The organism is Streptomyces sp. A3M-1-3 (assembly GCF_024213665.1).
In the GTDB taxonomy this organism is placed as follows: Bacteria; Actinomycetota; Actinomycetes; order Streptomycetales; family Streptomycetaceae; genus Streptomyces.
In genome coordinates this window covers 183,245-209,085 of sequence record NZ_JANAVP010000008.1, presented here as the reverse complement: position 1 = coordinate 209,085, position 25,841 = coordinate 183,245, and the positions used below count along the sequence as shown (strand labels likewise).

13 protein-coding genes are annotated in these 25,841 nt (G+C 71.5%); 1 reads left to right on the top strand and 12 read right to left on the bottom strand.

Annotation, left to right across the window (positions count from 1 at the left end; all coding sequences use genetic code 11):
• Positions 1-6 precede the first annotated feature (6 nt).
• The 9 genes from NLX86_RS12020 to xylB all read right to left on the bottom strand — a co-directional run bounded on the left by NLX86_RS12020 (position 7) and on the right by xylB (position 18,935).
• Positions 7-7,542, bottom strand: coding sequence for a SpvB/TcaC N-terminal domain-containing protein (locus NLX86_RS12020; RefSeq protein ID WP_254371623.1), 7,536 nt, complete (start codon positions 7,540-7,542; stop codon positions 7-9).
• Positions 7,543-7,862: 320 nt separating this feature from the next.
• Complete coding sequence (locus tag NLX86_RS12015; RefSeq protein ID WP_254371622.1) at positions 7,863-9,386, bottom strand: aldehyde dehydrogenase family protein; 1,524 nt, start codon at positions 9,384-9,386, stop codon at positions 7,863-7,865.
• A 101-nt stretch (positions 9,387-9,487) separates the two neighbouring features.
• Positions 9,488-11,062 carry a GMC family oxidoreductase gene (locus NLX86_RS12010; protein ID WP_254371621.1) on the bottom strand — a complete coding sequence of 525 codons (1,575 nt, stop codon included), beginning with the start codon at positions 11,060-11,062 and terminating at the stop codon, positions 9,488-9,490.
• 32 nt (positions 11,063-11,094) lie between these two features.
• Positions 11,095-12,678 carry an APC family permease gene (locus tag NLX86_RS12005; protein WP_254371620.1) on the bottom strand — a complete coding sequence of 528 codons (1,584 nt, stop codon included), beginning with the start codon at positions 12,676-12,678 and terminating at the stop codon, positions 11,095-11,097.
• Positions 12,675-14,144, bottom strand: coding sequence for an aldehyde dehydrogenase family protein (locus NLX86_RS12000; protein WP_254371619.1), 1,470 nt, complete (start codon positions 14,142-14,144; stop codon positions 12,675-12,677). The genes NLX86_RS12005 and NLX86_RS12000 overlap by 4 nt, the downstream gene beginning before the upstream one ends.
• Before the next feature lie 151 nt (positions 14,145-14,295).
• Entirely contained in the window at positions 14,296-15,546 is a 1,251-nt protein-coding gene (locus NLX86_RS11995) for a GAF domain-containing protein (RefSeq protein ID WP_254371671.1), read from the bottom strand.
• Between the two features lie 74 nt (positions 15,547-15,620).
• Positions 15,621-16,217, bottom strand: coding sequence for an N-acetylmuramoyl-L-alanine amidase (locus tag NLX86_RS11990; protein WP_254371618.1), 597 nt, complete (start codon positions 16,215-16,217; stop codon positions 15,621-15,623).
• A gap of 55 nt (positions 16,218-16,272) precedes the next feature.
• Entirely contained in the window at positions 16,273-17,484 is a 1,212-nt protein-coding gene (locus NLX86_RS11985; RefSeq protein ID WP_254371617.1) for an ROK family transcriptional regulator, read from the bottom strand.
• Entirely contained in the window at positions 17,481-18,935 is a 1,455-nt protein-coding gene (gene xylB / locus NLX86_RS11980; protein ID WP_254371616.1) for a xylulokinase, read from the bottom strand. The genes NLX86_RS11985 and xylB overlap by 4 nt, the downstream gene beginning before the upstream one ends.
• Before the next feature lie 94 nt (positions 18,936-19,029).
• Here xylB and xylA point away from each other — a divergent pair, with 94 nt between their 5' ends.
• Positions 19,030-20,202: a xylose isomerase gene (xylA, locus tag NLX86_RS11975; RefSeq protein WP_254371615.1), complete on the top strand. Its 1,173-nt coding sequence runs from the start codon at positions 19,030-19,032 to the stop codon at positions 20,200-20,202.
• A gap of 9 nt (positions 20,203-20,211) precedes the next feature.
• Here xylA and NLX86_RS11970 read toward each other — a convergent pair whose 3' ends face one another.
• The 3 genes from NLX86_RS11970 to NLX86_RS11960 form a co-directional block, all read right to left on the bottom strand.
• On the bottom strand, positions 20,212-20,577 hold the full coding sequence (locus NLX86_RS11970) for a VOC family protein (RefSeq protein WP_254371614.1): 366 nt from the start codon (positions 20,575-20,577) through the stop codon (positions 20,212-20,214).
• 800 nt (positions 20,578-21,377) lie between these two features.
• Positions 21,378-22,673 carry an SWF or SNF family helicase gene (locus NLX86_RS11965; RefSeq protein WP_254371613.1) on the bottom strand — a complete coding sequence of 432 codons (1,296 nt, stop codon included), beginning with the start codon at positions 22,671-22,673 and terminating at the stop codon, positions 21,378-21,380.
• The gene (locus NLX86_RS11960) at positions 22,670-25,654 is read right to left on the bottom strand and encodes a DEAD/DEAH box helicase (protein ID WP_254371612.1); all 2,985 of its coding nucleotides are present in this window, start codon (positions 25,652-25,654) and stop codon (positions 22,670-22,672) included. Before NLX86_RS11960 ends, NLX86_RS11965 begins: the two co-directional genes overlap by 4 nt.
• Between the last annotated feature and the right edge of the window lie 187 nt (positions 25,655-25,841).

Below are 25,841 nucleotides of genomic sequence, written 5' to 3'. Positions count from 1 at the left end.
ACTTCCCTACTTGGAATACGGCAGGCGGACGACGTCATCGTCCCGTAGGCCGTGCTGCACATAGAGCTCGTCGCGCAGCAACTCGACCATGGAGTTCGCCTCCTGAGTGGTGAAGTGAGGGTTGTATCCGATGGCGTCCCGCATGTGGTTGAAGTAGTCCCGGACGGCGATCGTTGTCTGGCCCGAACTCTTGGCCATCTCCCGGAATACCGACTTCCAGTAGTCGTCGAACCCCCGATGCGTGACCACATCCAGAATCCTTGTCAGCGCCGCCTTCGGGTCATAGCCGACGACGGGACGCATGGCCGACCTGGCCGAGATGTGGGCAGCCTGACCCGAGATCCCCCGTTCCGCCTTCGCGGCGGACGCCTGCGCATAACTGGCCAGATCGTTCAGGTGGGTTCCCGAGGCCGACAATTCGCCGCGGTCAATGGCCTTCAGGGCCTCGTCGAAGTACTCATCGGGGATACGTGAACTGTTCGGCTCGGAAGGCGACCCCGACCCGCCGCCCGACCCCCCGCTCGGCTCCGAGGAGGAGCCGCCCTGCGCCGACGCCATCATGGCGTGTCCGGTGCGGGCGCCATGGGACGCCAACTGGGCGCCCCGCGCGTGGTCGATGAGGCGGGGCGCCTCGGCCGTGGTCATGACCAGGATCCGCTCGCCCGTGGTGAGCTGGGCCAACGCGGGTACGGCTCGCGGCCCGCTGGTCATCGGACCTGTCGGACTGACGAACCCCAGAGCCATGCTGGTCCCAGTTCCCAGCGCCTCCGCCTGCGGACGGTTGAGTCCCGCTGCATGGGCCACTTCCGTGACCAGGGTCTCGGTCGCGCCTCGTTCCTGCCGTCCGGAGATCAATTGGCGCATGCCGGTCATGAAATCATCGCTCCCGTTGACCACGGCGATTCCGCCGGCCACCTTCGTAAGCATTGTGGGTTCGGGCACCGCGATGGCGACCAGGCCGACAGCGAACTGCCCCGCGCCACCCAGCATGCGCATTCCTCCCCAGAACCTGTTGGTCCCCTCGCTCTCTTCGTTTCCGTCCGAATCGACAAACCGCACCGGGGAATTCCGTACGTAGGAGTACCGATTGATGTGGACCACCCGGTCACAGGCCGTCCACCTGGCCAGCCACGGGATGTAATACCGGGCCCCGTGACAGCTGAGCCCGCTCTCCTCGTCGCGTTCCTTCTCAGTAAAGCGATACCGCTTGGGAGCGTCGGTCCGGCTGCGGACAGCCTGATACGACGTGCTGCCGTAGGGATAGAACTCCTCGTACGAGATGATGGCCGCCGACTCGTCCAGTTCCAGCGCTGCCGAGCCCAGATGATTCGCGAACTGGAACCGTACGAGCCGGTCCGGGCTCGCGTCCTCGCCCTCCGTCCGGGTTTCGACCAGAGCGACACGTTGCGTGCCGTCCAGGATGTGCAGGGTTTCGCGTTCCAGGGAGACCTCGCTGTCCCCGGCGTACTCGCGGTGGATCTCGAACGCCCCCAGGTAGACCCGCTCGGACTTGCGGGCACCGGTGTGGAGGTCCGTGACCTTGCGGACGCGCTCACCGGCGGCGTCGTAGACGTAGTACGTGGTTTCCGGGGTGGCGTCGTCGCCGTGGACCACCTGGCGGGCCGTGGCCTGGAGCTGGTCCTTGACGTCCCACCGCATCAGCGGGAGGTCCGGCATCGCGGTGATGTTGCCGTGTGCGTCGTAGCCGAAGGGCTGGAGGCGTTCGTCGGGGGCGGCCGTCGTGGCGGTGAGGCGGTTGCTGACATGGGCCGGGTCGAGGAGGCTCGGCTCCGCGTAGTGGTAGGCGCGGGTCCAGCCGGGGTGGGACGGGTCGGTTGCGCGGTGGAACATGGTGAGGATGTTGCCGACGGCGTCGTAGACGTAGCGCTGGACGTAACGGCCGAGGGCGTCACCGTCGTTGGGGTGGGCCAGGCGGACGCGGGGCGCGTCGCTCCGGCCGGGAGGCGCGGGGGTGCCGCCGGGACGGCCCAGGTGTTCGCGGCCGGCGGCCTCGGCAAGGCGGTAGACCGGGTCGTAGGTGTAGTCCGCGCCAGGGTCGACGCGGCGGTTGCGGAAGAAGACGCTCTGCTGGGCGGCGTCTTCGATGTGGGTGATGTTTCCGGCCGGGTCGTAGGTGTAGGTCAGGTCCTGGAGCCCGGTGTCACCGCCCCTGGTCGTTCGCAGGCGGGTGAGACGGAAGGTCAGCGGGTCGTACGCGTAGGCCGTACGGGCGCCGTTGCCGTACGTGATGGAGGTGCGCTGCCCCCGGGCGTTGTAGTCGATGTCTGCAACGAAGACCGTTGGGTCGTCCGCGCCGCGTAAGTGGGACACCAGGGATTCGAGGAGGTTCGCCTCGTTGTAGACCGGCCGTGTGACGCTGCCGTCCGGAGTGGTGAGCTCGACCGGGCGGTTGAGGGCGTCGTAGCGGGTGTGGGTGGAGTAGACGCGCTCCTCGAGGGGGACGTCGGGGGAGGACCAGTCGACGGACCGGCGGTATTCCACGGCCAGTTGCCGTCGCGCTCGCAGCAGATTGCCCTTGAAGTCGTAGGCGTCGCTGCGCATGACGCCCGCGCCGTCACAGGCGCGGAAGGCGCGGCCGCGCAGGTTGTGCCGGGTGTCGTCGGGGCGGCCCTCGCCGTACTCGGTGGTCTCGTACAGGATCTCGCCAGGCAGATCGCCGCCCTGCACGTAACCGCGGACGGGGCGGCGCAACGCGTCGTACTCGGTGCGGAACTGGAATCCCCTGCCGTTCCAGCTGCGCACCGGCTTGCCCGTGACGTCGGGGAGGAGCAGTCGTTCGCCCGCTTCCATGCTCGACTGTCGGACGCGGGTACCGCCCATGGCGTACGCGTACCGTATGACGGTGCGGCCGAGCGCGTCGATGGCCTCCCGTTCGTTGCCCTCGATGTCGAGGACGGTGCGGGTCGGGTACGACTCGGAGCCGTTGTCCGCCAGGGTGAGAAATGCGCGGCCGAGGCTGTCCGCCCAGGTCCTGGTGAGAGTTGCCGCGTGGGCGACGGTCTTCTCAGCGGCCGCCCGCTCGGCGGGTCCGAGGTTGCCTCCGGCGCGGCGGTCGTACCAACTGCGCCAGTCGCCCCGGCGGTCGAGGCAGGCGCGTACGTAGCCACCGATGTCCGGGTCCTTGCGCGGATCGGTCAGCACGGTGTCGTTGACGTCCCACGCCGCCTGATGCCAGGCGTCGAAGACGACCTTCTCCCAGGTGTCGTCGGGGTGCAGGGTGGCCACCACGCGTTCGACCGGGTCGTAGAACAGCACGCGGCTGACACCGGTCATGACGGCGAACTCGAAACGATGCGTCGACGAGAAGAACGGCTCGTACTCGCGGACCGGCTTGCCCTTGTTGTTGAAGATCGTCCAGCCCGTGCCGGCCCAGCGCACGGCGGAGTGCGGATCGGGCTCCGCTTGGACCTTCTTCTGGATCTCGCGGCCGAAGCCGTCGGAGTAGAAGAGGGCGTGCTGGACCTTGGACAGCTCGCCCTCGGTCAAGTCGGAGTCGTGCGTCTCGCGGGCGAGCGTGGCGACCACGGGACAGTCGGGTCGCTCGGCCTCGCGCGTACGGGCGTAGGCGAACAGGTCGTAGACCAGGCGCGTCGTGGCGCCTGCCAGCAGCCCGTGCGGGGCGGCGAGCGGGTCGCGGAGGTAGGCGGCGACGGTGTCGTCGTCCGGGTCGGGGTCGAAGCCGTCGAGGGTGTCGCCCAGGCGCTCTTCCGCCTTGCCCGTCATCGCCGTGCCGACCACCATGCCGAGCGCGTCGAAGGTGACTTCGGCGCGGTTGCGGTTTGCGTCCGTGATCAGCCGGTGCTGCAGGACGCGGTAGTCGTTGCCGCCTCGCGTCAGCCGGCCGTCGGGCTCGCGCTCACCGGCGGTGATCAGATTGCCGACGGGGTCACGCACCTGCTGGACCAGCAGGTCGTACGGGTCGTACGTCACCTGCGTCTCGGCGCCGAACGCGTCCCGGAACCGGTGCGGCAGGAAGAAGTGCCGCCGTGCGTGGTCGAGTTGCCCGTCCGGCTCAGGTGCGTAGAAGAGCCGCCCGGACGGGATCCACCAGCCGTCCTGGTCCGCCTGCCCCTGCCGTACATAGCCACCGGCCCTGGTGAGGGTCTCGTCATCGACCAGGTCTGCGTACAGATGCTCCAGCAGGCCGGGAGTGAAGGCCAGCCGGTAGCTTTCGTAGGGCAGCGCCATCGGTTCCAGCGCACCGAGCGGAAGCGGGCCGGTCAGATCGTCCTCGCTGTAGAGGGTGCGGGTGTGCGCGAGGCGCCTGCGGGCCTGTTCCGCCGGGTCGCGGGCGTCCTCGTGCTCGTACGGCAGCTCACGCCATGGCTCGGCCAGTCGCCCGACCAGCTCGTCGAAGCCGAACACCCGGGCTGCCGGGGCGAGGCCCAGCACCTCCCAGGTGCGGCTCTCGCTCGGGAGCGGTGTGCGGTAGGCGTCCGGCCGGTCGATGGGATGGGTGTAGGTGTTCTCGGCGAGGACGATATGGAGCTGTGCCTGGCGCTCCCGGTCGGCCGGCGTCAGGTCCGGGTCGGGGTGGCGGCGGCCGTAGCCGATGGACGCCGAACGCAGGACGTTTCCGAACTCGTCGACCTTGAGGACCATGTCATGGCTCACACGCGGGTCGGCGCGCCAGGTCCCGTCGACGCGGTGGAGGGCGCGTTCGTAATGCGCAGTCAGCGTCTCGCGGGAGTGCACATGGAGGACGGCGTGCGGTGCCTCGCCGCCGGGCGGGTGTGGTGCGCAGGCGTCCGCGTGCCGCAGTAGGCGGACGGTGTAGGAGCGTTCGGAGACGGTGTACGGCCGGTCGGCGGCCTCGGAGTCGTCGAGTGCGTATACCTCCTGGCGCAGGATCGCTCCCTTGAGGGCCCGGTATGCCTGTCTCCGCTCGTCGAGGGTGAGCGGTACGTCGGGGAGCAGCGTGTCCGACAGCAGCGGCGCGTCGCCGGCCGCTCCTGCCCAGCACTCGTCCGCCAACTGCCGGGCGAGCGGCGCCTGTTCGTCGAATGTGCCCAGGTGGAACCACGTCCTGGTGAGGACCGGCGGAATGTCGCTCGCCGGGTCCGCGTTCGTCGCGGTTGTGCCGAGCGCGGTGAAGCTCTCGGTGTCCCACTGCTCGACCATGCCGAAGCCGCGGAACTCTCGTTCGACGCCGTCGAAGTGGCCGTGGTGGTAGCCGTACCGGGTGACGAACCGGTTGCCGCTGATCCGGTCCAGTGTTTCCACCCGCTCGACGACCTGCACCGGAAACGGCAGACGTGTGAGCCATGGCCGCCCGGCGGCCTTGTCGGCCATCGAGAAGGCCGTGGAGGCGGCGTACCGGATGTGTGTCTCGGCGCCGAGGTTGTTGCGTACGGAGGTGAGCAGGTGCGGCTTGCGGCCGCCCAGCAGGTCGACGTAGCGGACGTGGCGACCGGTGTCGCCGGGCAGGGGCGACGACCACACCAGGCAGGCGGTCCCGTTGCCCAGCAGGTCGGAGGCGGAGACGTGGGAGACGCTGTCGGCGCGCGGGAAGGCGACGGGCAGGTCGTGCGGGGGTGCCCAGCTGTTGCCGGACCGGTTGCGATGGACGCGGACCGCGTCGCGATGCAGATAGAGGATGTCGACCGGCCCCGAGCCGTCGATGTCGGCCAGTCGGACCCTGCGCTGGTCGAACTGATCCGTTTCGTCGAACCATGGCGCGTCGCCCATGACGACCTTCGCCCCGAACCGTCCGTACCCGAGGTTGGGCCAGTAGGACACGTCGCCGTTACGGATCCGGACGAGGTCGGTGAGCCCGTCGCCAGACATGTCGGCCAGGTGGACCGACTGCTCGGGGTCGGCGAACACGAGTCGTGGCCCGTGCTCGTCGTCGAGCGGCGGGCGGGTGCGCAGGGCCGGGGCGAATCCCGCTTCGGCCTGCGAGGGGTACCACGTCAGTACGTCGTCCTCAGTGATCAGGACGTCGGCGTGGCCGTCGCCGGTGAGGTCGACCAGCCGCAGGTTCGGGTCACGCCAGTCGAGGACGGGCAGCGAACGGAACGTACGCAGCGGTGCCCAGTCGTCACCGGGGCAGCCCGTGCGTTCGTAGAACCCGGGTGTGGGGCCGCCTAACTCGACCAGGTCGAGGCGGCCGTTGCCGGACAGGTCGACCAGGTCCTGGCGGCCGTGCCGGAGGGCGGCCGTGGAGGGCCGGGGGGCGATCTGCCGGAGGGGACCGAACCGTCCCTCGCCGAGCGGGGGTTTGTAGAACCAGCCGTCGGCCTGCTCCGTCAGGATGCCCGCCACGCCGTCGCCGTCCAGATCGGCCCACTGGTATCCGGGGCCGCCGGGGCCGGCCGGTACGTGCGCCAGGCTGTCCGGGTCCAGGACGTGGATTCGCTCGTCGATGACCGCCGTGGTGTAGCCGAGTTCGAGTGGTGGCATGGGCTTGCGCAGGTAGCCGCCGGTGTCTCGGCGCCGGTAGCCGGCCTGGGTCACCGCCGTGAGGAACGAGAGGACGGGGTCCTCGCGGTAGGTGAGGTCCGTGGAGCGGATCAGGCAGTTCGCGCCGACTCCGGGCTCGTCGGGGAAGTGGTGGAACATCAGGGCCCGCCGGCAGCGCCGGTAGGTGCGGATCTCGAAGCCCGCCCGGTAGGTGGAGAACGGGTCGGGCCGGCAGGCCCAGGGAGCGGTCTCGGCCGGTCCGGGCTCGGCCGCGTCGTGATCGCCGTAGTCGAGGACGAGCTCGAACATCCACTGGGCGCGGTCCGGATCGGGGTCGATGAGCCGTGAGACGCGATTGCCGTATCGGACCCGCTTGAGATACCGGTTGGCCGACGCCCCGTGGGTGCTTCTGTGGGCTTCGTGCGGCAGCCGCCGGTCCACACCCTCGGATTCCTCGGGCTTGTACTCGTAGACGACGGCGTTGCCTTGGTCGTCGTAGCTCTCGCAAATGAGCCAGGTGAAGACGCGGCGCGCGTCGGCGGGGTCGGCGATACGGCTCTGTGCGGTCCGTCCGTATACGGTCGTGACGTTGCCCTGCGAAAGGGAGCGCCAGTGCTCCTCGCCGGAGACAGTGTCGGTCCACCGCTCGATCCGCGCGAAGTGTCCTTCCACGCGCGGCCGGTAGCGGGTCACCAGGTGGACGCATCCGGCTTCCTCGCGTCGTCGGGGAGGGCCCGGCTCGGGGACGAGGTCTTCGGCGCCGGGCAGTAGGAATACGTCCTCGGGGTCCCCGGAGTACCGCGGGAGCCCCTTGTCCGTCTTGCGCGTCACGGTCGGCAATGACAGCTGCCAGCCGTGTCCGAACGGACCGTTGCCCGCGCCCGAGTCGTACCGCAGGTCCAGCGTCGGCCCGAATCCGGAGCGGCCCGCGCTCGCCGCCAGCGGCACGGTCAGTGATCCGGTGCCGGTCACGGCATTCGCGGTGAACTTCTCACCGATTCCCCGGATCGCTCCGCCGCCCTTGGGCAGCGACACGGACGGCGGTCCGGCGGCGCCTCCGTGGCCCGCCGACTGATCCTTCGACGACGTGGAAGCCGCTGGTACCACAGCGTCCGGCATGGTGTCCCCCCCAGCCTGGCGGCATATTCCCCCGATATCAGCATTGTCGGTTCTGTGACTGTCGGCGCGCTATCGCTCGTTCGGGTGTATTGCGTGGGGCGCACATCACAAGGTTGTGGAACGTCACTCAGCAGGCGCCAAGCCTCTCCGACGACCAGGTCCTTGTCGTGGCGACCGCCCCCGGCTGGTTCGGAGGCGGGAACGGCGCTACGGCTGCCGGCTCAGGCGACCTCGGGCCGACCGCGACCGCACGACTGAGCGGGCCGTCGAAGGTACCTGACCCGGGCAAGAGGCCAAGTCAGGTACCTCTGTTCGGGCCGTTAGAAGAAGCCGAGCTTCTTCGGGGAGTACGACACCAGCAGGTTCTTCGTCTGCTGGTAGTGGTCCAGCATCATCTTGTGGTTCTCGCGGCCGATGCCGGACTGCTTGTAGCCGCCGAACGCCGCGTGCGCCGGGTAGGCGTGGTAGCAGTTCGTCCAGACCCTGCCTGCCTGGATCGCGCGGCCCGCCCGGTACGCCGTGTTCATGTCGCGGGTCCAGACTCCCGCGCCCAGGCCGTACAGCGAGTCGTTCGCCGCCCTGATCGCGTCGTCGAAGTCGCTGAACGACGCCACCGAGACGACCGGGCCGAAGATCTCCTCCTGGAAGATCCGCATCCGGTTGTCGCCCTCGAAGACGGTCGGCTGGACGTAGTAGCCGCCGGCCAGGTCTCCGTCGTGTTCGACGCGCCTGCCGCCCGTCAGGATCTTCGCGCCCTCCTGCTGGCCGATGTCGAGGTACGAAAGGATCTTCTGGAGCTGGTCGCTGGACGCCTGCGCGCCGATCATCGTGGCGGTGTCCAGCGGGTGTCCCGGCACGATCTGCTCGGTGCGGGCCACCGCCGCTTCCAGGAACTCGCTGTAGTGGCCGCGCTGCACGAGCGCGCGGGACGGGCAGGTGCAGACCTCTCCCTGGTTGAGGGCGAACATCGTGAAGCCCTCGAGAGCCTTGTCGCGAAGATCGTCGTCGACGGCCCAGATGTCGTCGAAGAAGATGTTCGGGCTCTTGCCGCCGAGTTCCAGGGTGACCGGCTTGATGTTCTCCGAGGCGTACTGCATGATCAGCCGCCCCGTGGCGGTCTCCCCGGTAAAGGCGATCTTCGCAACCCGCGCGCTGGAGGCGAGCGGCTTGCCCGCCTCCTCCCCGAAGCCGTTGACGATGTTGACCACGCCCGGCGGCAGCAGATCCGCGACCAGGCTCATCCAGTAGTGGATGGATGCCGGCGTCTGCTCGGCCGGCTTGAGGACCACCGCGTTGCCCGCGGCCAGCGCGGGGGCCAGCTTCCAAGTCGCCATCAGGATCGGGAAGTTCCACGGAATGATCTGCCCGACGACGCCGAGCGGCTCGTGGAAGTGGTACGCGATGGTGTCGTGGTCCACCTCGCTGAGCGATCCCTCCTGGGCGCGGACCACCCCCGCGAAGTAGCGGAAGTGGTCGATGGCCAGCGGGATGTCGGCGGCCAGCGTCTCGCGTACCGGCTTGCCGTTCTCCCAGCTCTCCGCGACCGCGAGCCTCTCGAGATTCGCCTCCATCCGGTCGGCGATCTTCAGCAGGATGTTGGCGCGGTCACCGGCCGAGGTACGGCCCCACCCGGGCGCCGCGGCATGGGCGGCGTCCAGGGCGCGCTCCACGTCCTCGGCGGTGCCGCGGGCGATCTCGGTGAAGGGCCGGCCGTTGACCGGGGAGGGGTTCTCGAAGTACTGGCCGCGGGCCGGCGGGACGTACGCGCCACCGATCCAGTGGTCGTAGCGGGACTCGTACGAGACGATCGCGTCGTCGCTGCCGGGCGCTGCGTATCGGGTCATCTTCAGTGGCCTCCCGGTGAGGGGCGCCGTCCGCCATTGGGCGGCGCTCGGCGCGAGGCTAGGCACCGGGACGTTGCAACCACGTTGCGGTCGCGGTCGGTTCAGGACTCCTTGATCATGTCGGCGCACTTCTCGCCGATCATCATCGTGGTGATGCACGGATTCACCGCAGTCAGGAACGGCATCACCGATGCGTCGGCGACGCGCAGCCCGCTGACCCCTTTGACCCGCAGCTGCGGATCGAGCGGTGAGCCGGGGTCGTCCGCCGGGCCCATCCGCACGGTCCCCGCCGGGTGGTAGACGGTGTTGTGGGTCTCGCGGATGTACGCGAACAGCTCCTCGTCGGACGTCGCGCCGGGCCCCGGAGCGAGTTCCGCGCCGGTCCAGTCCGCCATCGGGGCCTGCGCCGCGATCTCGCGGGCGAGCCGCAGCCCGTACGTCATCACGCGGATGTCGTGCTCGTGCGTGAAGTACCGCGGGTCGACCTTCGGCTTGTCCCGGTAGTCCCGCGTGCGCAGCCGGACCGTGCCCAGGGACCGGGCCCGAGTGACGTTCGGCGTGAGGCAGAAGGCGTTGTCCGCCGTCGGATAGCCGCGCCGGTAGGTGTTCAGGTCGAAGGGCACCGAGCCGTAGTGGAACATCAGGTCCGGCCGGTCCAGGCCCGGTTCGGTACTGGTGCAGATGCCGATCTCCCACCACTGGGTGGAGGAGGTGACCATGGGCTGCTTCGCCTCCCACATGATCACGCCCTCCGGATGGTCCTGGAAATGGGACCCGACTCCCGGCGAGTCGACCCGCACCTCCACACCGACGTCCCGCAGATGAGCGGCCGGTCCGATGCCCGACAGCATCAGCAGCTTCGGCGAGTCGATGGCTCCGCAGCAGACGATCACCTCGCGCCGCGCCCGGACCGCGCCGGTGTGAATGGTGTCGGGTTCCAGGTACTCGACGCCCGCGCAGCGCCGGCCGCCCTCGTCGAAGAGGAGGCGTCTGGCCGTCAGGCCGGTCCGTACTTCCAGGTTCGGGCGTTTGCCCAGCACCGGGTGCAGATACGACACCGAAGCGGACGAACGGACGCCGTCCGCACGGGCGTTGACCTGGAACCAGTGCGCGCCCCGCACCACCGTCGTGCCGGTGTTGAAAGGAGTGGTCGGGATGCCCGCCGCCGCACAGGCCGCCAGCAGCGCCGTACCGCACGGGTCCCTCGGCGGGACGGTACGGATGGTGACCGGGCCCGAGCGCCCGTGGTGGTCCCCGGGCCCGTCGTTGCTCTCCAGGCGCCGGTAGAGCGGGAAGCAGTCCGCCGCGCTCCAGCCGGTACAGCCCAGCGCCGCCCACTCGTCGAGATCCTCGGCCGGTGCCCAGAAGGCGATGCAGGAGTTGTGCGAGGAGCAGCCGCCGAGCACCTTGGCCCGCGCGTGCCGCACAAAGTTGTTGCCGTTCTCCTGCGGCTCCACCGGGTAGTCCCAGTCGTATCCGGATTCCAGCAGGGCCATCCACCGGTCGAGCCTGAGGATGCTCTCGTCATCGACGTCCGACGGGCCGGCCTCGACGACGCAGACACTGACATCCGGGTTCTCGGTCAGCCGCGCGGCGACGACGGCGCCGGCCGTGCCGCCGCCGACCACGACGTAGTCGAACTCGGGCGGCTCGGGCGGAGCACTTGCTGCGGACATCGTCTCTCCAGAACTCAAGACGGGGGCGGCGGTCAACCCCGTGGTGGCGGCTGCGTCGGGTCGAGGACCTCCGCGCGGTGGGCATCCAGTACGCCAGTACGCTTGCGCTGTACGAACCAGTAGTAGGCGAAGCCGCCCAGCGCGACGACGCCGATGAACAGGAACGCGCCCCAGCGCAGATACCAGTGCTGCGGCCCGGTCGCGTTGTACACGTCGGGGCGCGGCCAGGCGAGGTTGATGGACATCGCGGCGCCCCACAGCACGGCGATGATGTTGACGGGCAGACCGAACCGGCCGAGCGAGAAGGAGCCCTCCCTCGGCTGCCATTGGCCGCGCAGCCGCTGGATCAGCAGCGGCACGGTGACCTGGAGGTAGGCCAGGTAGATCATGATGATCGCGATGCTGGTGATCACCGAGAAGATCTGCGGCTGATTGATGTTGATCACCAGGATGACCACACCCACCACACCGATCACGACGGCGGGCACCACCGGAGTCCGGAAGCGCGGGCTGACCCGGGCGAGGTGAGAGCCCGCCGGCAGGTTGTTGTCCCGGGCCATGGCGAACATCAGCCGGATGCCGGCCGCATGCACCGCCAGTACACAGACCGTGATCGCGACGACCACACACCACAGGAAGATCTCGCCGATGGTCGAACCGAGCGTCTCCAGCACCACGTACTGCAGGCCGCCCGTGGACAGCTCCTCCGCCGCCAGGTCCGGTACCGCCATCAGAGCGAAGAGCAGGATCAGTCCGCCGATGATGAAGGACGCGATGAGAGCCCGCAGGATGGCGCGGGGGGCGTTGCGACCCGGGTTGTGCGACTCCTCACCGAGGGACGAGGCCGTGTCGAAGCCGTACATCACATACGCGGAGGCCAGCGACGCGGTCAGGAACGCACCGAAGTAGCCGAGAGTCTCGCCGCTGCCGAGCCCGTAGGTCTCCGTCAGGACGGTGCTGGGGCCGCGGGTGATGTGCACCGCCAGGAAGATGATCAGGGCGACGGCCGCGATCAGCTCGATGAACACACCGGCGGAGTTGATGCGGGCCATGAGCTGCACGCCGAAGGCGTTGACCAGGGTGGAGAAGAGGATGAGCACGGAGCCGAGGAGCACGGCGTTGGCGGCAGCGTCGGTCGTGCCGGTGCCGTCACCGACGAACTGGAACCAGGGGTCGATCTGTGGCAGCGTGATCTGGTAGGCCAGCGCTACCGCCGACAGGGTCACCATGGTGGCCGTCGTCATCAGCCAGCCGCCGAGCCAGCCGATGTGCGGGCCGCCCATCTTCTTGGCCCAGTTGTAGATCGACCCGGCCACGGGATAGCGGGCCGCCAGCTCGCAGAAGCACAGGGCCACCATCAGCTGGCCCGCGAACACCATGGGCCAGGACCACCAGTAGGCGGGCCCGCCGAAGGTCACGCCGAAGAAGAAGAGCTGGAAGGTGCCGGTCAGGATCGAGATGTAGCTGACCCCGGCGGCGAAGGTGTGGAAGTTGCCGAGGGTGCGTTTGAGCTCAGGGCGGTACCCGAGCTCGGCGAGTGAATCGTCGTCTTCCTGACTCTGGGTCCGGACGGGACTGCTGGGGTCCGGCTCCCGGCCGGAGGAGTCCGTACTCATTCGAACCACCGCTGCGGACGCGGCGCGAGATTGCGCCAGATGTGTTTGGCCTCCTGGTACTCGGCCAGCCCGGCCGGTCCCAGTTCCCGGCCGAAACCGGACTGTTTCATGCCGCCCCACTCAGCCTGCGGCACATACGGATGGAAGTCGTTGATCCATACGGTTCCGGCGCGCAGCCGGGAGGCCACCCGGTGCGCCCGGCCGACGTCCTGCGACCAGACCGCTCCGGCCAGCCCGTAGACGGTGTCGTTGGCGAGCGCGACCGCCTCGTCCTCGCTGCGGAACCGCTCGACGGTGAGCACCGGCCCGAACGACTCGTCGTGCACCACGGACATCGCCGGCGTGCACTCGTCGAGCACCGTCGGCGGGTAGTAGTAGCCGTTGCGCAGCGCCGGGTCGTCGGGCCGGGACCCGCCGCAGCGCAGCACCGCGCCCTCGGCCAGGCCGGCCGCCACATACGCCTCCACCTTGTCGCGGTGCGTCGCGGAGATCAGCGGCCCGGTACGGGCATGCTCGTCGAACGGGCCGCCCAGCCGGATCGCGCGGGCACGCTTGACCACCTCCGCGACGAACGAGTCGTGCAGCTCCTCCTGGACCAGCAACCGCGCCCCGGCCGAGCAGACCTGGCCGGAGTGCAGGAAAACGGCCATCAGGGCGTAGTCGACCGCCGCCTCGAAATCGGCGTCCGCGAAGACGACATTCGGATTCTTGCCGCCCAGTTCCAGGGCTACCTTCTTCACCGTGGGGGCGGCCGCCGCCATGATGCGCCGGCCGGTGGTGAGCCCGCCGGTGAACGACACCATGTCGACCCGCGGGTCCTCGCAGAGCGGCGCGCCCGCGGTGGGCCCCGCGCCCAGGACGAGATTGGCGACGCCGTCGGGCAGGCCGGCCTCGGCCAGGAGCCGCATCAGGTGGATGGCGGTGTGCGGCGTCAGTTCGCTGGGCTTGAGGACGAACGCGTTGCCCGCGGCGAGTGCCGGCGCGACCTTCCACGAGGTCTGCAGCAGCGGATAGTTCCACGGGGTGATCAGCGCGCAGACGCCGACCGGCTCGTGCACCACCCTGCTGTCCGCGTCCGGCTCGCCGGTGTCGACGATCCGGTCGTTGCCGCCCGAGGCGGCGAGGTTCCCGAAGTAGCGGAAGCACTTGGCGATGTCGTCGATGTCGTACTCGCTCTCGACCAGGCGCTTGCCGGTGTCCAGGGACTCCGCGCGAGCCAGCGTCGCCTTGTCGCGCTCCAGAAGGTCGGCGACGCGCAGCAGCAGCCTGCCCCGCTCGGCGGCCGGGGTACCGGGCCAGGGGCCGCGGTCGAAGGCGTCACGGGCGGCGGCGACGGCCGCGGCTGTGTCCTTCGGTCCCGCCTCGTCGACGGTCCCGACCAGAGTGCCGTCCGCGGGGCAGCGGATCTCGCGCACCTGCCCGTCGACAGCGGCGGTCCACTGGCCGCCGATGAACAGCTGAGGCATGGGGACTCCTGAGGGGTTCGACAGTCGAGGTGCACCGTCAGGGGCCCGGCAGGCCGGGACGGCCACGCCGCGTACCCCATCCACCGACACTAAGGAAGCCGGGCCGTATCCGCAGGACGGGAGAGCCGGCCGGCCGGAGAACCCGGCCATGTCACGAGCCCTGCCACGCGTCCAGCGCACGTACTCGGGCCAGGGCCGGTGCCCCCCGCTCCGCCGGGAGTACGGAGGCCAGCGCCCGCCACACCGGAAGGTCGTCCTCGCCCCACGGGCTGTGCGCCCAGTCGGCCAGCAGCCCCGGATCCGCGCGGGCGATCAGCGCGGCGCGCAGCTGCTCCTGCAGCCGGCAGCGCAGGCGTACCACCCCGGGAGCCGTGGAACCGGGCAGCAGAGGCCCCCGGTATGCGCTCAGCGCCGCAGCGGTCGCACCGGAGGCCAGCCGCCGGGCCACGGCGTCGAAGTCCGTGTCGACCGCGGTGGCCGGCCGGTAGGGGCGGGAGAGCAGGAGCGCGGGGCCGAGGAGGTGGCGCAGCCGGGACAGCTCGGCGCGCAGGGTGACCGGGGTGACCGACTCGTCCTCGTACAAAGCGACGAGGAGTTCGTCGCCGGTCAGACCCTCCGGGTGGCGGGCGAGCAGGACGAGGATCTCGCTGTGCCGGCGGCTGAGCCGCACCTTGCGGCCGCCGGCGACCAGCAGCGCCTCGTCCCGGCCGAGTGCGCCGAGCTGCACGGGGGCGGGCGCCGGTGGCGTCATCAGAGCCAGCTGCGACTCGGCCGCGCGCGCCACCGCCCGGACGAACGCCAGCGAGTGCGGATGGGCCAGTCCGTCGCCGCCGGTGATGTCCACGGCCCCGAGCACCCGACCGGTGTGCGGGTCGTGCACGGGCGCGGCGGCGCAGGTCCAGGGCTGCACCGGACGGCTGAAGTGCTCCGCGGCGAACACCTGCACGGGCCGGTCCACGGCCACGGCCGTCCCCGGCGCGTTCGTGCCCATCGCGGACTCCGCCCAGTGGGCGCCCGGCACGAAGTTCAGCAGCCCGGCCCGGCGCCGCGTACCGGCGTGCCCTTCCACCCAGAGCAGCCTGCCCTGCGCGTCGCACACCGCGAGAAGATGCTCGCCGTCGCTGGCGAACGTGCCCACCAGTTCGCGGAAGAGCGGCATCACCCGGGACAGCGGATGCTCGTCCCGGTACGTGGCGAGGTCCCCGTCGGTCAGGTCGATCCGGGCCGTGGTCTCGGGGCTGACCCGGGCGCGCGCGGAGCGCTGCCACGACTCGGCCACCACGGGCCTCACGCGCCGCCCGACGTGGCCGGCCGTGGTGAACGCCTCATGTGCCCGGCGCAGCACTCCCAGGCGTTCCGCCGGATCGGCTCCGGTCTCCAGAGCCACCCATGCATCGGTCAACTCGGCCTCCCAGGCGCTCGTTCGGCCCTGCTCATCGTCGTCGCGGCGCAGTGGGTCCGGCAAGCACCCGGATGTCAGGAGAGGTTGACCAGCCGGATGTAGCGGACCCAGTCCCACAGCGGTCCCGGATCGGTGTGCGTGGCGCCGGGGACCTCGTGGTGGCCGATGATGTGCTCACGGGTCTTGGGGATGTCGTAGGTGCCGCAGAGCGCGGCGGTGAGAGCCGCGGACTGTTCGTACAGCGTGTCGGTGAAGTACCGCGGCCGGTCGACCCAGCCCTCGTGTTCGATGCCGATGCTGTCGGCGTTGAACTCCCAGTTGCCCGCATGCCAGGCGATGTCCCGCTCGCGCATGCACTGCGCGATGTATCCGTCGGACGAGCGGATCACGTAGTGCGCGGAGACGTTCTTGAGAGGGTTCTGGAAGATCCCGAGGGTGCCGGTGAACGTCGTCTGAGTGATGTGCACGATCAGCCGCCGTACGGGGTGGGCCGAAGGGCGGTTCGACGCCGTGAAGTTGGTGGGGGAGTCCCCCGACCAGCGCGCGAGCGGATGGTCGGTGTCGGCCGCGGAGGCGGCGCCCGCGCCCGGCAGCAGAACGCCCGCCGCGGCGGTGAGTGCGGCGCCGCGCAACAGGCGTCTGCGGCTGGGGTGTTCCTCCCGGTGCTCCATGGACGGTTACGTTACGTGGCGCGGTCCCGGACCCGGAAGGACGCCCCCGGGGGTGTTAGCGGGCCGCGTACGCCGCGGGGTCGTCCAGGACCGCCCGTACGACGCAGTGCGCGGCGCCCAGCAGCGGCCCTTCGGAGCCCAGCCGCGAGACGATCAGGGAGGGGCGGGCCGGATCCGCCGTGCGCCGGGCCAACTCCCGCTCCAGGGAGGGCAGCAGCCACGGCGCGAGCCGTGACAGCGCACCGCCGAGCACCACGGCCTGCGGGTCGAGCAGATTGACCGCACCGGCCAGTGCGATCCCCAGGGCGCCGCCCGCGCCGCGCAGGGCGCGCCGGACCGCCGGATCGCCCCGGTCCGCGCGCTCGGCGAGGAGGTCGACCGGGCGACCCACGGCTGCTTGCGCCAGCCCGGCTGCCCGCAGCACGGCCTCCTCACCCGCGTACTGCTCAAGACAGCCGCGCCCGCCACAGGGACAGCGCGGCCCCTCGGGACGGACCGGCACATGGCCGAGCTCACCCGCGAATCCGTGCGTGCCGCGCAGCAGGCGGCCCTCGACCACGACGGCGGCGCCGATGCCGATCTCGGCGGAGACATGGACGAAGTCCTGCGGCGCGGGATCGCCGCCGATCCACAACTCGGCGAGCGCGCCGAGGTTCGCCTCGTTGTCGACGCTGAGACTGTCCACGCTGAGCCCGCCGCTGTACGGGAATGCGGCGCCGAGGTCGACGTCGGCCCAGTCGAGGTTGGGTGCGCGCACGACCGTCCGGGTGCCCCGTGCCACCAGTCCCGGTACCGCGACGGCGAGCCCGGCCGGACGCAGCCCCGAGCCGCGGGCCGCGTCCGTCACCTGCCGTACCAGCTCGCCGAGTTCCTTGAGCACCGGCTCGGGCGGGCGACCCCGGTTGCTGCCCTCGGCCGTCGCGCGGGCCCGCACCTTGCCGCACAGGTCCACCGCGCACACCGCGAGATGGTCCACGCCGATCTCGGCCCCGATGCCGACCGGGCCCCGCTTGCCGAGGGCGAGAGCGCTGCCGGGCCGGCCGACCGTACCGGACGGCTGCTCCGGGCCCAGCTCGACCAGAAGTCCGCCGCGCACCAGCTCGTCCACCAGGGAGGACACGGCGGCACGGGTCAGTCCGATCTGGCCGGCGACCGTGGCCCGGGAGAGGGGTCCCTGTGTGGCGAGGGCATGCATCACCAGAGAGAGGTTCCGCCGGCGTATGTCCTGCTGGGTGTGGGGGAGCGGGGTGGTCATCGGCCCTGTCATCGGCCCTTCTCCTGCCTGAACAGCGCGTCGCTGCCGGCGAGTACGGAACCCATCCGGTCCAGGGCCGCGGTGTCCATGGGCAGGGGCGCGTGGAGCGGCCCGCGCGCCGTGCCCCAGCGCCGCGCCACCGCCGCCGGATCCTCCTCGGTCACCAGTCCCGCGGCCTGTGCGGCGGCGCCGAGCGCCACCAACTCCTGTGCGTCGGGCACCTGTACGGCCCGCCCGGAGAGCCTGCGCACGGTATCCAGCCAGGCCGCCCCACGGGCGCCGCCCCCGATGAGCAGCAGGGGAGCGCCCGGTTCGGCGCCGCCGTCCCAGACCCGGTCGAGGGCGGTGAGCAGTGCGTACACCGCTCCGTCGTACGCGGCCTGCAGTACCTGTCCCGGTGAGGTGTCGTGGCGCAGCCCGTACAGCAGCCCCGACGCGTGCGGTGCGTGGGGCGTCCGCTCGCCGTCGAGGAACGGCAGCACGACCACGTCGCCGCCCGCCTCCACCGCCTCCCGGTCCCGGCCGAGGAGGGTGGCGATCCGGTCGACGGCAAGCGTGCAGTTGAGCGTGCAGGCCAGCGGCAGCCAGTCGCCGCGCGCGTCGGCGAAGCCGGCCACGGTGCCCGTCGGATCGGCGGGCCGGTGCTCCGAGACCGCGAAGACCGTGCCGGACGTGCCCAGGCTCAGCACCGGTGGGCCGCCCGGACGCAGGCCCAGGCCGAGCGCGGCCGCCGCGTTGTCGCCGGTGCCGGCGGCCACCAGGATGCCCTTGGAGAACGGGAGGTCCGAGGCGTCCCGCAGGGTGCCGGCCACTTCGCGCGGCCGCACCACCTCGGGCAGCAGCGCGGGGGAGAGGCCCGCCAGTGCGAGTACCTCCTCGTCGTACGCCTCGGTGGAGGCCGCCCACCAGCCCGTGCCGGAGGCATCGCCCCGGTCGGTGGTGCCGTGTCCGGTGAGCCGTTCGGTGAGGTAGTCGTGCGGCAACCGAATGGCCGCTGTCGCGCGCGCCGCCTCCGGCTCGCGCTCGGCCAGCCACACCCACTTGGCCACGGTGAACGCCGGCCCCGGCACGCTGCCGATCCGCTCCGCCCAGGCGCCCGGCCCGCCCAGCCGCTCGATCAGCCGCTCGCTCTGGGGGGCGGAGCGTACGTCGTTCCACAGCAGCGCCGGGCGGACCGGCCGGCCCGCCCGGTCCAGGGTGACCAGCCCGTGCTGCTGGCCGGCGATGGAGATCGCGGCCGCCTGCCTCGCCAGGGGCCCGCAGTTCCGTACGGCCGCGCACAGCGCCTGCCACCACTGCTCGGGATCGCTCTCCCGGCCGGCGCCGCCGCTGACGGTGTGCGGGGCCTGCCCGCTTGCCACCACCTCGCCGGTCGCGGCGTCGACGACCAGCGCCTTGGTGGACTGGGTGGAACTGTCCACGCCGACGACGAGCGGGCCCTCGGGCCCCTCGGGTGCTGACATCAGACTCTCCGTTCGTGCGGACTCTTCCCAGTGATGCTGCTGCTCTGGATACTAATTTGTTAATGGCCATGACGAAATAGTCGAGGGAGCACGAATGAGCTATTCACCGACCCCCGAGGACAGGTTCAGCTTCGGTCTGTGGACCGTCGGATGGCAGGGCCGCGACCCGTTCGGCGACGCCAGCCGCCCCGCCCTCGATCCCGTCGACGCCGTACGGCACCTCGCCGGGCTGGGCGCGTACGGGGTGACCTTCCACGACGACGACCTGATCCCCTTCGGCGCCTCGGAGGCCGAGCGCGAGTCGCACGTCAAACGCTTCCGGCAGGCGCTGGACGCCACCGGTCTGGTGGTGCCGATGGCCACCACCAACCTCTTCACCCACCCGGTCTTCAAGGACGGCGCCTTCACCGCGAACGACCGCGACGTGCGGCGGTACGCGCTGCGCAAGACGATGCGGAACATCGACCTCGCCGCCGAGCTGGGCGCGCAGGTGTATGTGGCGTGGGGCGGCCGGGAGGGCGCCGAATCCGGCGCCGCCAAAGACGTACGGGCGGCCCTGGACCGGATGAAGGAGGCCTTCGACCTGCTCGGGCAGTACGTCACCGGGCAGGGCTACGCGCTGCGCTTCGCCATCGAGCCCAAGCCGAACGAGCCCCGTGGCGACATCCTGCTCCCGACCGTCGGCCACGCGCTGGCGTTCATCGAGCGGCTGGAGCGGCCAGAGCTGTTCGGCGTCAACCCGGAGACCGGCCACGAGCAGATGGCGGGACTGAACTTCCCGCACGGGATCGCGCAGGCGCTGTGGGCGGGCAAGCTGTTCCACATCGACCTCAATGGCCAGAACGGCATCAAGTACGACCAGGATCTGCGCTTCGGCGCGGGCGATCTGCGGTCCGCGTTCTGGCTCGTCGACCTGCTGGAGACGGCGGGCTACGCGGGCCCGCGGCACTTCGACTTCAAGCCGCCGCGGACCGAGGACTTCGACGGGGTGTGGGCCTCGGCGGCGGGCTGCATGCGCAACTATCTGATCCTCAAGGAGCGGGCCGCCGCCTTCCGCGCCGACCCGGAGGTCCAGGAGGCGCTGCGGGCCTCGCGGCTCGACGAACTCGCGCGGCCGACGCTGGACGAAGGCGAGACGGCGGCCGGACTGCTCGCCGACCGCGGCGCGTTCGAGGACTTCGACGTCGACGCGGCTGCCGCGCGCGGCATGGCCTTCGAGCGCCTCGACCAGCTCGCCATGGACCACCTGCTGGCGGCGCGCGGCTGAGCACTCGGCTCAGCGGGCAGGTGGCGGCTGGTGCAGGCCGAACGGGGAGCCCTGGTTGTCGCGGCAGAGCTTGAAGTGCCCGAACTGGGCGGTCGAGTCGGCGTCCGCGCCGGAGTCGAACGCCTCGACGGTGCCGCCGAGCTCGAGGACGCGCGCGAGTGCGGCCTCGATGTCGTCGACCTTGAAGAACACGTACGGGCTCGCGCCGGCGTCCCCGCCGTGCAGCCCGCCGGGAACCTGGGGCGTCCGGATCGCGAAGCCGCCGCCGTCGGAGGGGCCGGGCTCGAAGGCCCAGTCGAACAGACCGCCGTAGAAGGTGCGGGCCTGCTCGGCGTCCGCCACGCCCAGTTCGAAGAAGGAGATCTCACCGGCCATCGGGGGCTCCCGCCATCCGTACCAAGACCATCTGGACCGACACTGCCACGGTACGTCGGGCCAACCGGCCCCGCACCCGAACGGCCCACCCGTGCTTGCGCCCCGAGCACGGGGCGTGCGGGCGAGCCGCCGGACAGGCCGGCGGCCCGTCGGCCCGCGCGGCCGTCGGGGCGCGCCGCTGGTCGAAGCCCACCCGACCACGCCGCCGGCCCACGGGCCTGCCCGGCCGCCATGCGGCCTCGCGGCCCGCCGGCCCTGCGACCCCCGTCGTCCTGTCGGGCCGTGCCCGGCTCCTTCGGTTCCCCTTCCGGGGCGCGCGCACTCGAACGGCCCGCCCCGTCCTGCGGGCCGAGGTGCCTCGGCCCTTCGGTTGGTCGGCGTCGCCGGCCTGCCGGCTTGGGCTTTCCGGCTGGCCCCTTCCTTCCGGGGCGCGACCCGCACTCGAACGCGTGCCCCCGCCTTCCGGCCTGACGGGTCCGGCGCCCTTTGGCCGGCCGGAGCCGAGGGCCTGCGCGGCGCCGGCGATCCGGCTGGCTCCGTTGGTCCGCCCTGCCGGGGCGCGATGCGCAGTGGAACGGCACGATCCGCCTGCCGGCCTGACGGGGGCCCCTGCCCTCTTCGGCCGCCCGGCGCCCTGGGCCAGTGCGTGGGCCCCTTCGGTTCCCCTCCGGGGCGTGAACCCGCACTCGAGCGGCCCCGACCCTGCTTGCCGCCTGTGGGCTTGGGTCACGTCCAGGCCGAAAGTGGCGTCTCGCCTGCAGCCGGCCGGCGGCCGGCCATGGCACTGCGGACCCACTCGGCTAGCCCGTCAGGACCGCGAGTGCCGCCGCTGGGTCGGGGTCCGCGGGGCCCGCCGGGGTCCAGCGGCCGCGCTCTTTGCGGTATGGCCACCAGCGGCCGTCGTGGCCGTAACGCAGCTGCGTCTCGGTGCCCACCACGGTCCAGCGGTTGCGCGCGGCGCGCAGCCGCGGGCGTTCGTCGTCCCAGGCCGCGTCGAGCGACCCGCGGGCGCGGGCCATGGCCTCCGGCCCGGGGGACCACTCCTCCTCCAGCACGGCGAGCGAGGCGCTGCCGCCGTACTCCCAGGCGCGTACGGCCAGGGCGAGTTCGGCCCGCTCACGTCCCGTGCCGGCCGCGAGCCGTGCCGTGAGGTGTCCGCCCGGTCCGTACGCGGCCAGCCGTACCGCGTCCTGCTCCGGCGCCAACTCCACCTCCGACGGGTGCCGTTCATGGCCGGGCGCCATGGCCTCCGCCAGCATCCGATGCGCCGTCGCGGCCGCCGCCACGGCCAGGAACTCCAGTGCTGCCACGTCGATTCCGGGTGCCGGATCCGTCTCGGTGTCGAGCGGCGGCGGCGTGCCCGGCTCATCCGGGAGAGCGGGAAGGGCGGGCAGCGGCGGGAGGGCGCGCGCCGCGAAGGCTTCCGCGGCGCAGACGCCCTCCGGCGCGTCCTCGTCCCCGAGCGCCCCCTCCGGCTGCCGACGCGCCGCCCGCTTCACACTCCGTAGCTGGAGCTCGTCGAGCAGCTCGCGCTCACCCCGGCCGCGCATCAGCAGCAGTACGAACGGGTCCTGGTCCAGCAGCCGTGCCACCTGGTAGCAGAGGGCCGCGGTGTGCGGGCACAGATCCCACGCCTCGCAGTCGCACTCCGGGTCCAGATCGCCGATCCCCGGCAGCAGTTCGACGCCGGCCGCCGACGCGTCCTCCACCAGGTGCGGCGGCATCTCGCGGTCGAGCAGCGCCGCGATATGGCCGGCCCGGTCGACCGCCATGTCGAGGAACCGGTCCCACTCCTCCTCGGTCAGCTGCTGCAGCAGGACGTCACTGCGGTGCGGGGTCCGGTCCCGGTCCCGTACGACCGCGGTGATCCGCCCCGGCCGCACCGAGACCGCGCCGACGGCGCCCTCCCGCGCGTAGCTGCGGCCCCTCTTCAGCTGCTCGCTGTCCAGTGCCGTGTCTTCGAGTGCCTTCAGCCAGGCCTGGCCCCACCAGCTCTGAGCGAAGCCGCGGCCGCGCGCGGGCGGCAGCGCGGCGAAAGTGCGTTCGCTCTCGCGCCGTTCGCTCTCGCGCCGTTCGTTCTCGTATCCGCCGCTCATCGCGAGCCGCCCCCTCGCAGCTCCACCAGATCCGCCAGCTCGGCGTCGGTCAGTTCGGTCAGTGCTGCCTCGCCCGCGCCCAGTACGGCATCCGCCAACTCCCGCTTGCGCGTGAGCATGTCGGCGATCCGGTCCTCGATGGTCCCCTCCGCGATCAGCCGGTGGACCTGCACCGGCTGGGTCTGGCCGATCCGGTACGCGCGGTCGGTCGCCTGCGCCTCGACAGCCGGGTTCCACCAGCGGTCGTAATGCACGACATGCCCGGCGCGGGTGAGGTTGAGCCCGGTGCCTGCCGCCTTCAACGACAGCAGGAAGACCGGTACTTCACCCTCCTGGAAGCGGCGGACCATCTCCTCGCGCCGCGCCACCGGGGTACCGCCGTGCAGGAACTGCGTCGGTACCCCACGGGCGGCGAGATGCTGCTCGACGATCCGCGCCATCTGTACGTACTGGGTGAAAACGAGGACGCTCGCGCCCTCCGCCAGGATGGTGTCGAGCAGCTCGTCCAGCAGCTCCAGCTTTCCGGAGCGGCCGGCGATGTGCGGCTGCTCCTCCTTCAGGTACTGCGCCGGGTGGTTGCAGATCTGCTTGAGCGCGGTCAGCAGCTTCACCACCAGCCCGCGCCGCGCGAAGCCGTCGGCGCCGGAGATCTCCGCCAGAGTCTCGCGCACCACCGCCTCGTACAGCCCGGCCTGCTCCGTGGTGAGGGAGACCGCGCGGTCGGTCTCGGTCTTCGGCGGCAGCTCCGGTGCGATACCGGGGTCGGACTTGCGCCGGCGCAGCAGGAAGGGCCGTACCAGCGCGGAGAGCCGCTCGGCGGCGTGCGGGTCGTTGCCGCTCTCGACCGCCTGGGCATAACGGGTACGGAACGTGCCGAGCCTGCCCAGCAGTCCCGGGGTGGTCCAGTCGAGGATGGCCCACAGTTCGGAGAGGTTGTTCTCCACGGGCGTGCCCGTGAGCGCGACGCGCGCCTTCGCGCCGATGGTGCGCAGCTGCTTGGCGGTCCCGGAGCGCGGGTTCTTGACGTGCTGCGCCTCGTCGGCGACGACCATGCCCCAGGGGACGGTGGCCAGCCGCTGCGCTTCCAGCCGCATGGTGCCGTACGTGGTCAGGACGAACTCGCCCTCGCCCAGGGCCTCCAGGCTGCGTGCGGAGCCGTGGAAGCGGCGTACCGGGGTTCCTGGCGCGAACCGCTCGATCTCGCGCTGCCAGTTGCCCATGAGCGACGTCGGGCAGACGACGAGCGTGGGACCGGCGGCCGACTCGTCGGTCTGCCGGTGCAGATGGAGCGAGATGAGAGTGATGGTCTTGCCCAGGCCCATGTCGTCCGCGAGGCAGCCGCCGAGGCCGAGCGAGGTCATCCGGGCCAGCCAGTTCAGCCCGCGCAGCTGGTAGTCGCGCAGGGTCGCGGCGAGCGCGGCGGGCTGCGCGACCGGCTGGGCGTCCGGCGCCTCGGGGTCGGCGAGGCGTTCGCGCAGCCGCTCCAGCCAGCCGGTCGCCTGTACGTCGACCCGCCGGCCGTCCACCTCCGCCGAACCGCTCAGCGCGGCGCCGAGCGCATCGACCGGGCTGATCTTACGGTCCTGGCGCTCGCGGGCCCGGCGCGCCTCCTCCGGATCGATGAGCACCCACTGGTCGCGCAGCCGCACCACCGGCCTGGTGGACTCGGCGAGCCGGTCCAGTTCGGCCCGGCTGAGCTGCTGGTCGCCCAACGCGAACCACCAGTTGAAGGCGAGCAGCGCGTCGGCCGAGAGGAACGAGGGCAGGCCGGAGCCGGCCCGCCCGGCGGCCGCCTTCCCCTCGGCCGCCTTCCCTTCGGCTCCGTCGCCGGCTTCGCCGCCGGGCTCGCCGTCCGCCTGCGGGCCGATGACGGCGCGCGCGGTGAGCTTGCGGGCGAGCTGCTTGGGCCAGTGCACCTGCACACCGGTCGCGGCGAGCGCACGCGCCGCCGGCCCCAGCAGCTCGGTGACCTCCTCGTCGGCCAGCTCGACGGAGTCCGGTACGGCGGCGGAGAGCAGCGGCCTCAGCGGAGCCCAGGTGCGGGCGGCCCGCCGCAGGGCCAGCAGTACGTCCATCCTGGCCCGCGGTCCGAAGCGGGCGGCGACCGCGGACCCGGACCACACCTCGGCGGCGTCCGCCACGAGGGCCGGGTCGCCGACGCTGTGCATCTGCAGCACGGCGCGGAACGACGGGCCCTGGCCGGCTTCGCCGTCCGCGGCTTCCCCGGCGGCGTCAGCCAGGCCCAGCACCTCCACCCGCAGGGAGATCCGTACGCCCGCGTCATGGCCGGCCGCGATGTCCGCCGCCCAGGTGCGCTGCTCCGGCAGGTGCTGAGGCTCGACGGCGGCGAAGGCGGGGCCTGCGGTGACCAGAGGGGCCGCCGGGGAACGCGGCAGCCCGTCGGCGACGGCGTCCAGGAAGGCGCGCACCAGCCCCTCGGGAGCGGGCAGTCGAAGGGACTCCGTAGCCGGCTCCGCAGTCGACGCCGAGGCCGAAGCCGAAGCCGGCTCCGCAGTCGGGCCCGGCAGCGGCACGGCATGGGCGGCGGGTGGCATCGCGGCCGCCAGCTCCCGTACCCGCTCCAGGTCCCGCGCGGTCAGCGGTCCCGCGCGCCAGGCGTCGTGGTCGGTGGCGCTGAGGCCGGGCAACAGCAGCCCACGGGCGGCGAACTGGAGGGCGAGCACGGTGGCCGCGCCCCAGAAGGCCGCGGCCGGATCGGCGTCCGCGCAGGCCCGGGCCCGGGTGAGGACGGGCAGCGCGTCCCGTACGGGCAGGAGCAGCGCCCGTACGGATGTCGGCCGTACATCGGCGGTGACCACGGTCAGCTCCTCGACCTGACCGGGGGCGGCCGGCGGCTCGCTCCCGTCGCTGCGCCAGAAGGCGACCCTGCCGGTGCGGGCGGGGTCGGCGGGCAGGAAGACCGCCGTACAGCGGGCGAGTTCGGAGGTCTGGGAGGGCGTTGCCGCGGAGAGCGTGTGCACAGCGAAGACGCATTCCTCAAATTTGACTAGTGGAGACCGGAGCCGCCGAGCGTACCTGAACCCGACCGACGACGGGAGCGAACTGGAAGTGACGCAGGTCACGCGTGCACTGCCGGTGTACTGCCGGGTGTATCCAGCGCCACCCCGCCGCCTGGCCCCACGGCGGTCCGGGTGGTGCCGCCATGGC

Coding starts and splice junctions, on each gene's coding strand:
- NLX86_RS12020 (WP_254371623.1), bottom strand. CDS start 7,542: ATGCCGGACGCTGTGGTACCAGCGGCTTCCACGTCGTCGAAGGATCAG.
- NLX86_RS12015 (WP_254371622.1), bottom strand. CDS start 9,386: ATGACCCGATACGCAGCGCCCGGCAGCGACGACGCGATCGTCTCGTAC.
- NLX86_RS12010 (WP_254371621.1), bottom strand. CDS start 11,062: ATGTCCGCAGCAAGTGCTCCGCCCGAGCCGCCCGAGTTCGACTACGTC.
- NLX86_RS12005 (WP_254371620.1), bottom strand. CDS start 12,678: ATGAGTACGGACTCCTCCGGCCGGGAGCCGGACCCCAGCAGTCCCGTC.
- NLX86_RS12000 (WP_254371619.1), bottom strand. CDS start 14,144: ATGCCTCAGCTGTTCATCGGCGGCCAGTGGACCGCCGCTGTCGACGGG.
- NLX86_RS11990 (WP_254371618.1), bottom strand. CDS start 16,217: ATGGAGCACCGGGAGGAACACCCCAGCCGCAGACGCCTGTTGCGCGGC.
- NLX86_RS11985 (WP_254371617.1), bottom strand. CDS start 17,484: ATGACAGGGCCGATGACCACCCCGCTCCCCCACACCCAGCAGGACATA.
- xylB (WP_254371616.1), bottom strand. CDS start 18,935: ATGTCAGCACCCGAGGGGCCCGAGGGCCCGCTCGTCGTCGGCGTGGAC.
- xylA (WP_254371615.1), top strand. CDS start 19,030: ATGAGCTATTCACCGACCCCCGAGGACAGGTTCAGCTTCGGTCTGTGG.
- NLX86_RS11970 (WP_254371614.1), bottom strand. CDS start 20,577: ATGGCCGGTGAGATCTCCTTCTTCGAACTGGGCGTGGCGGACGCCGAG.
- NLX86_RS11965 (WP_254371613.1), bottom strand. CDS start 22,673: ATGAGCGGCGGATACGAGAACGAACGGCGCGAGAGCGAACGGCGCGAG.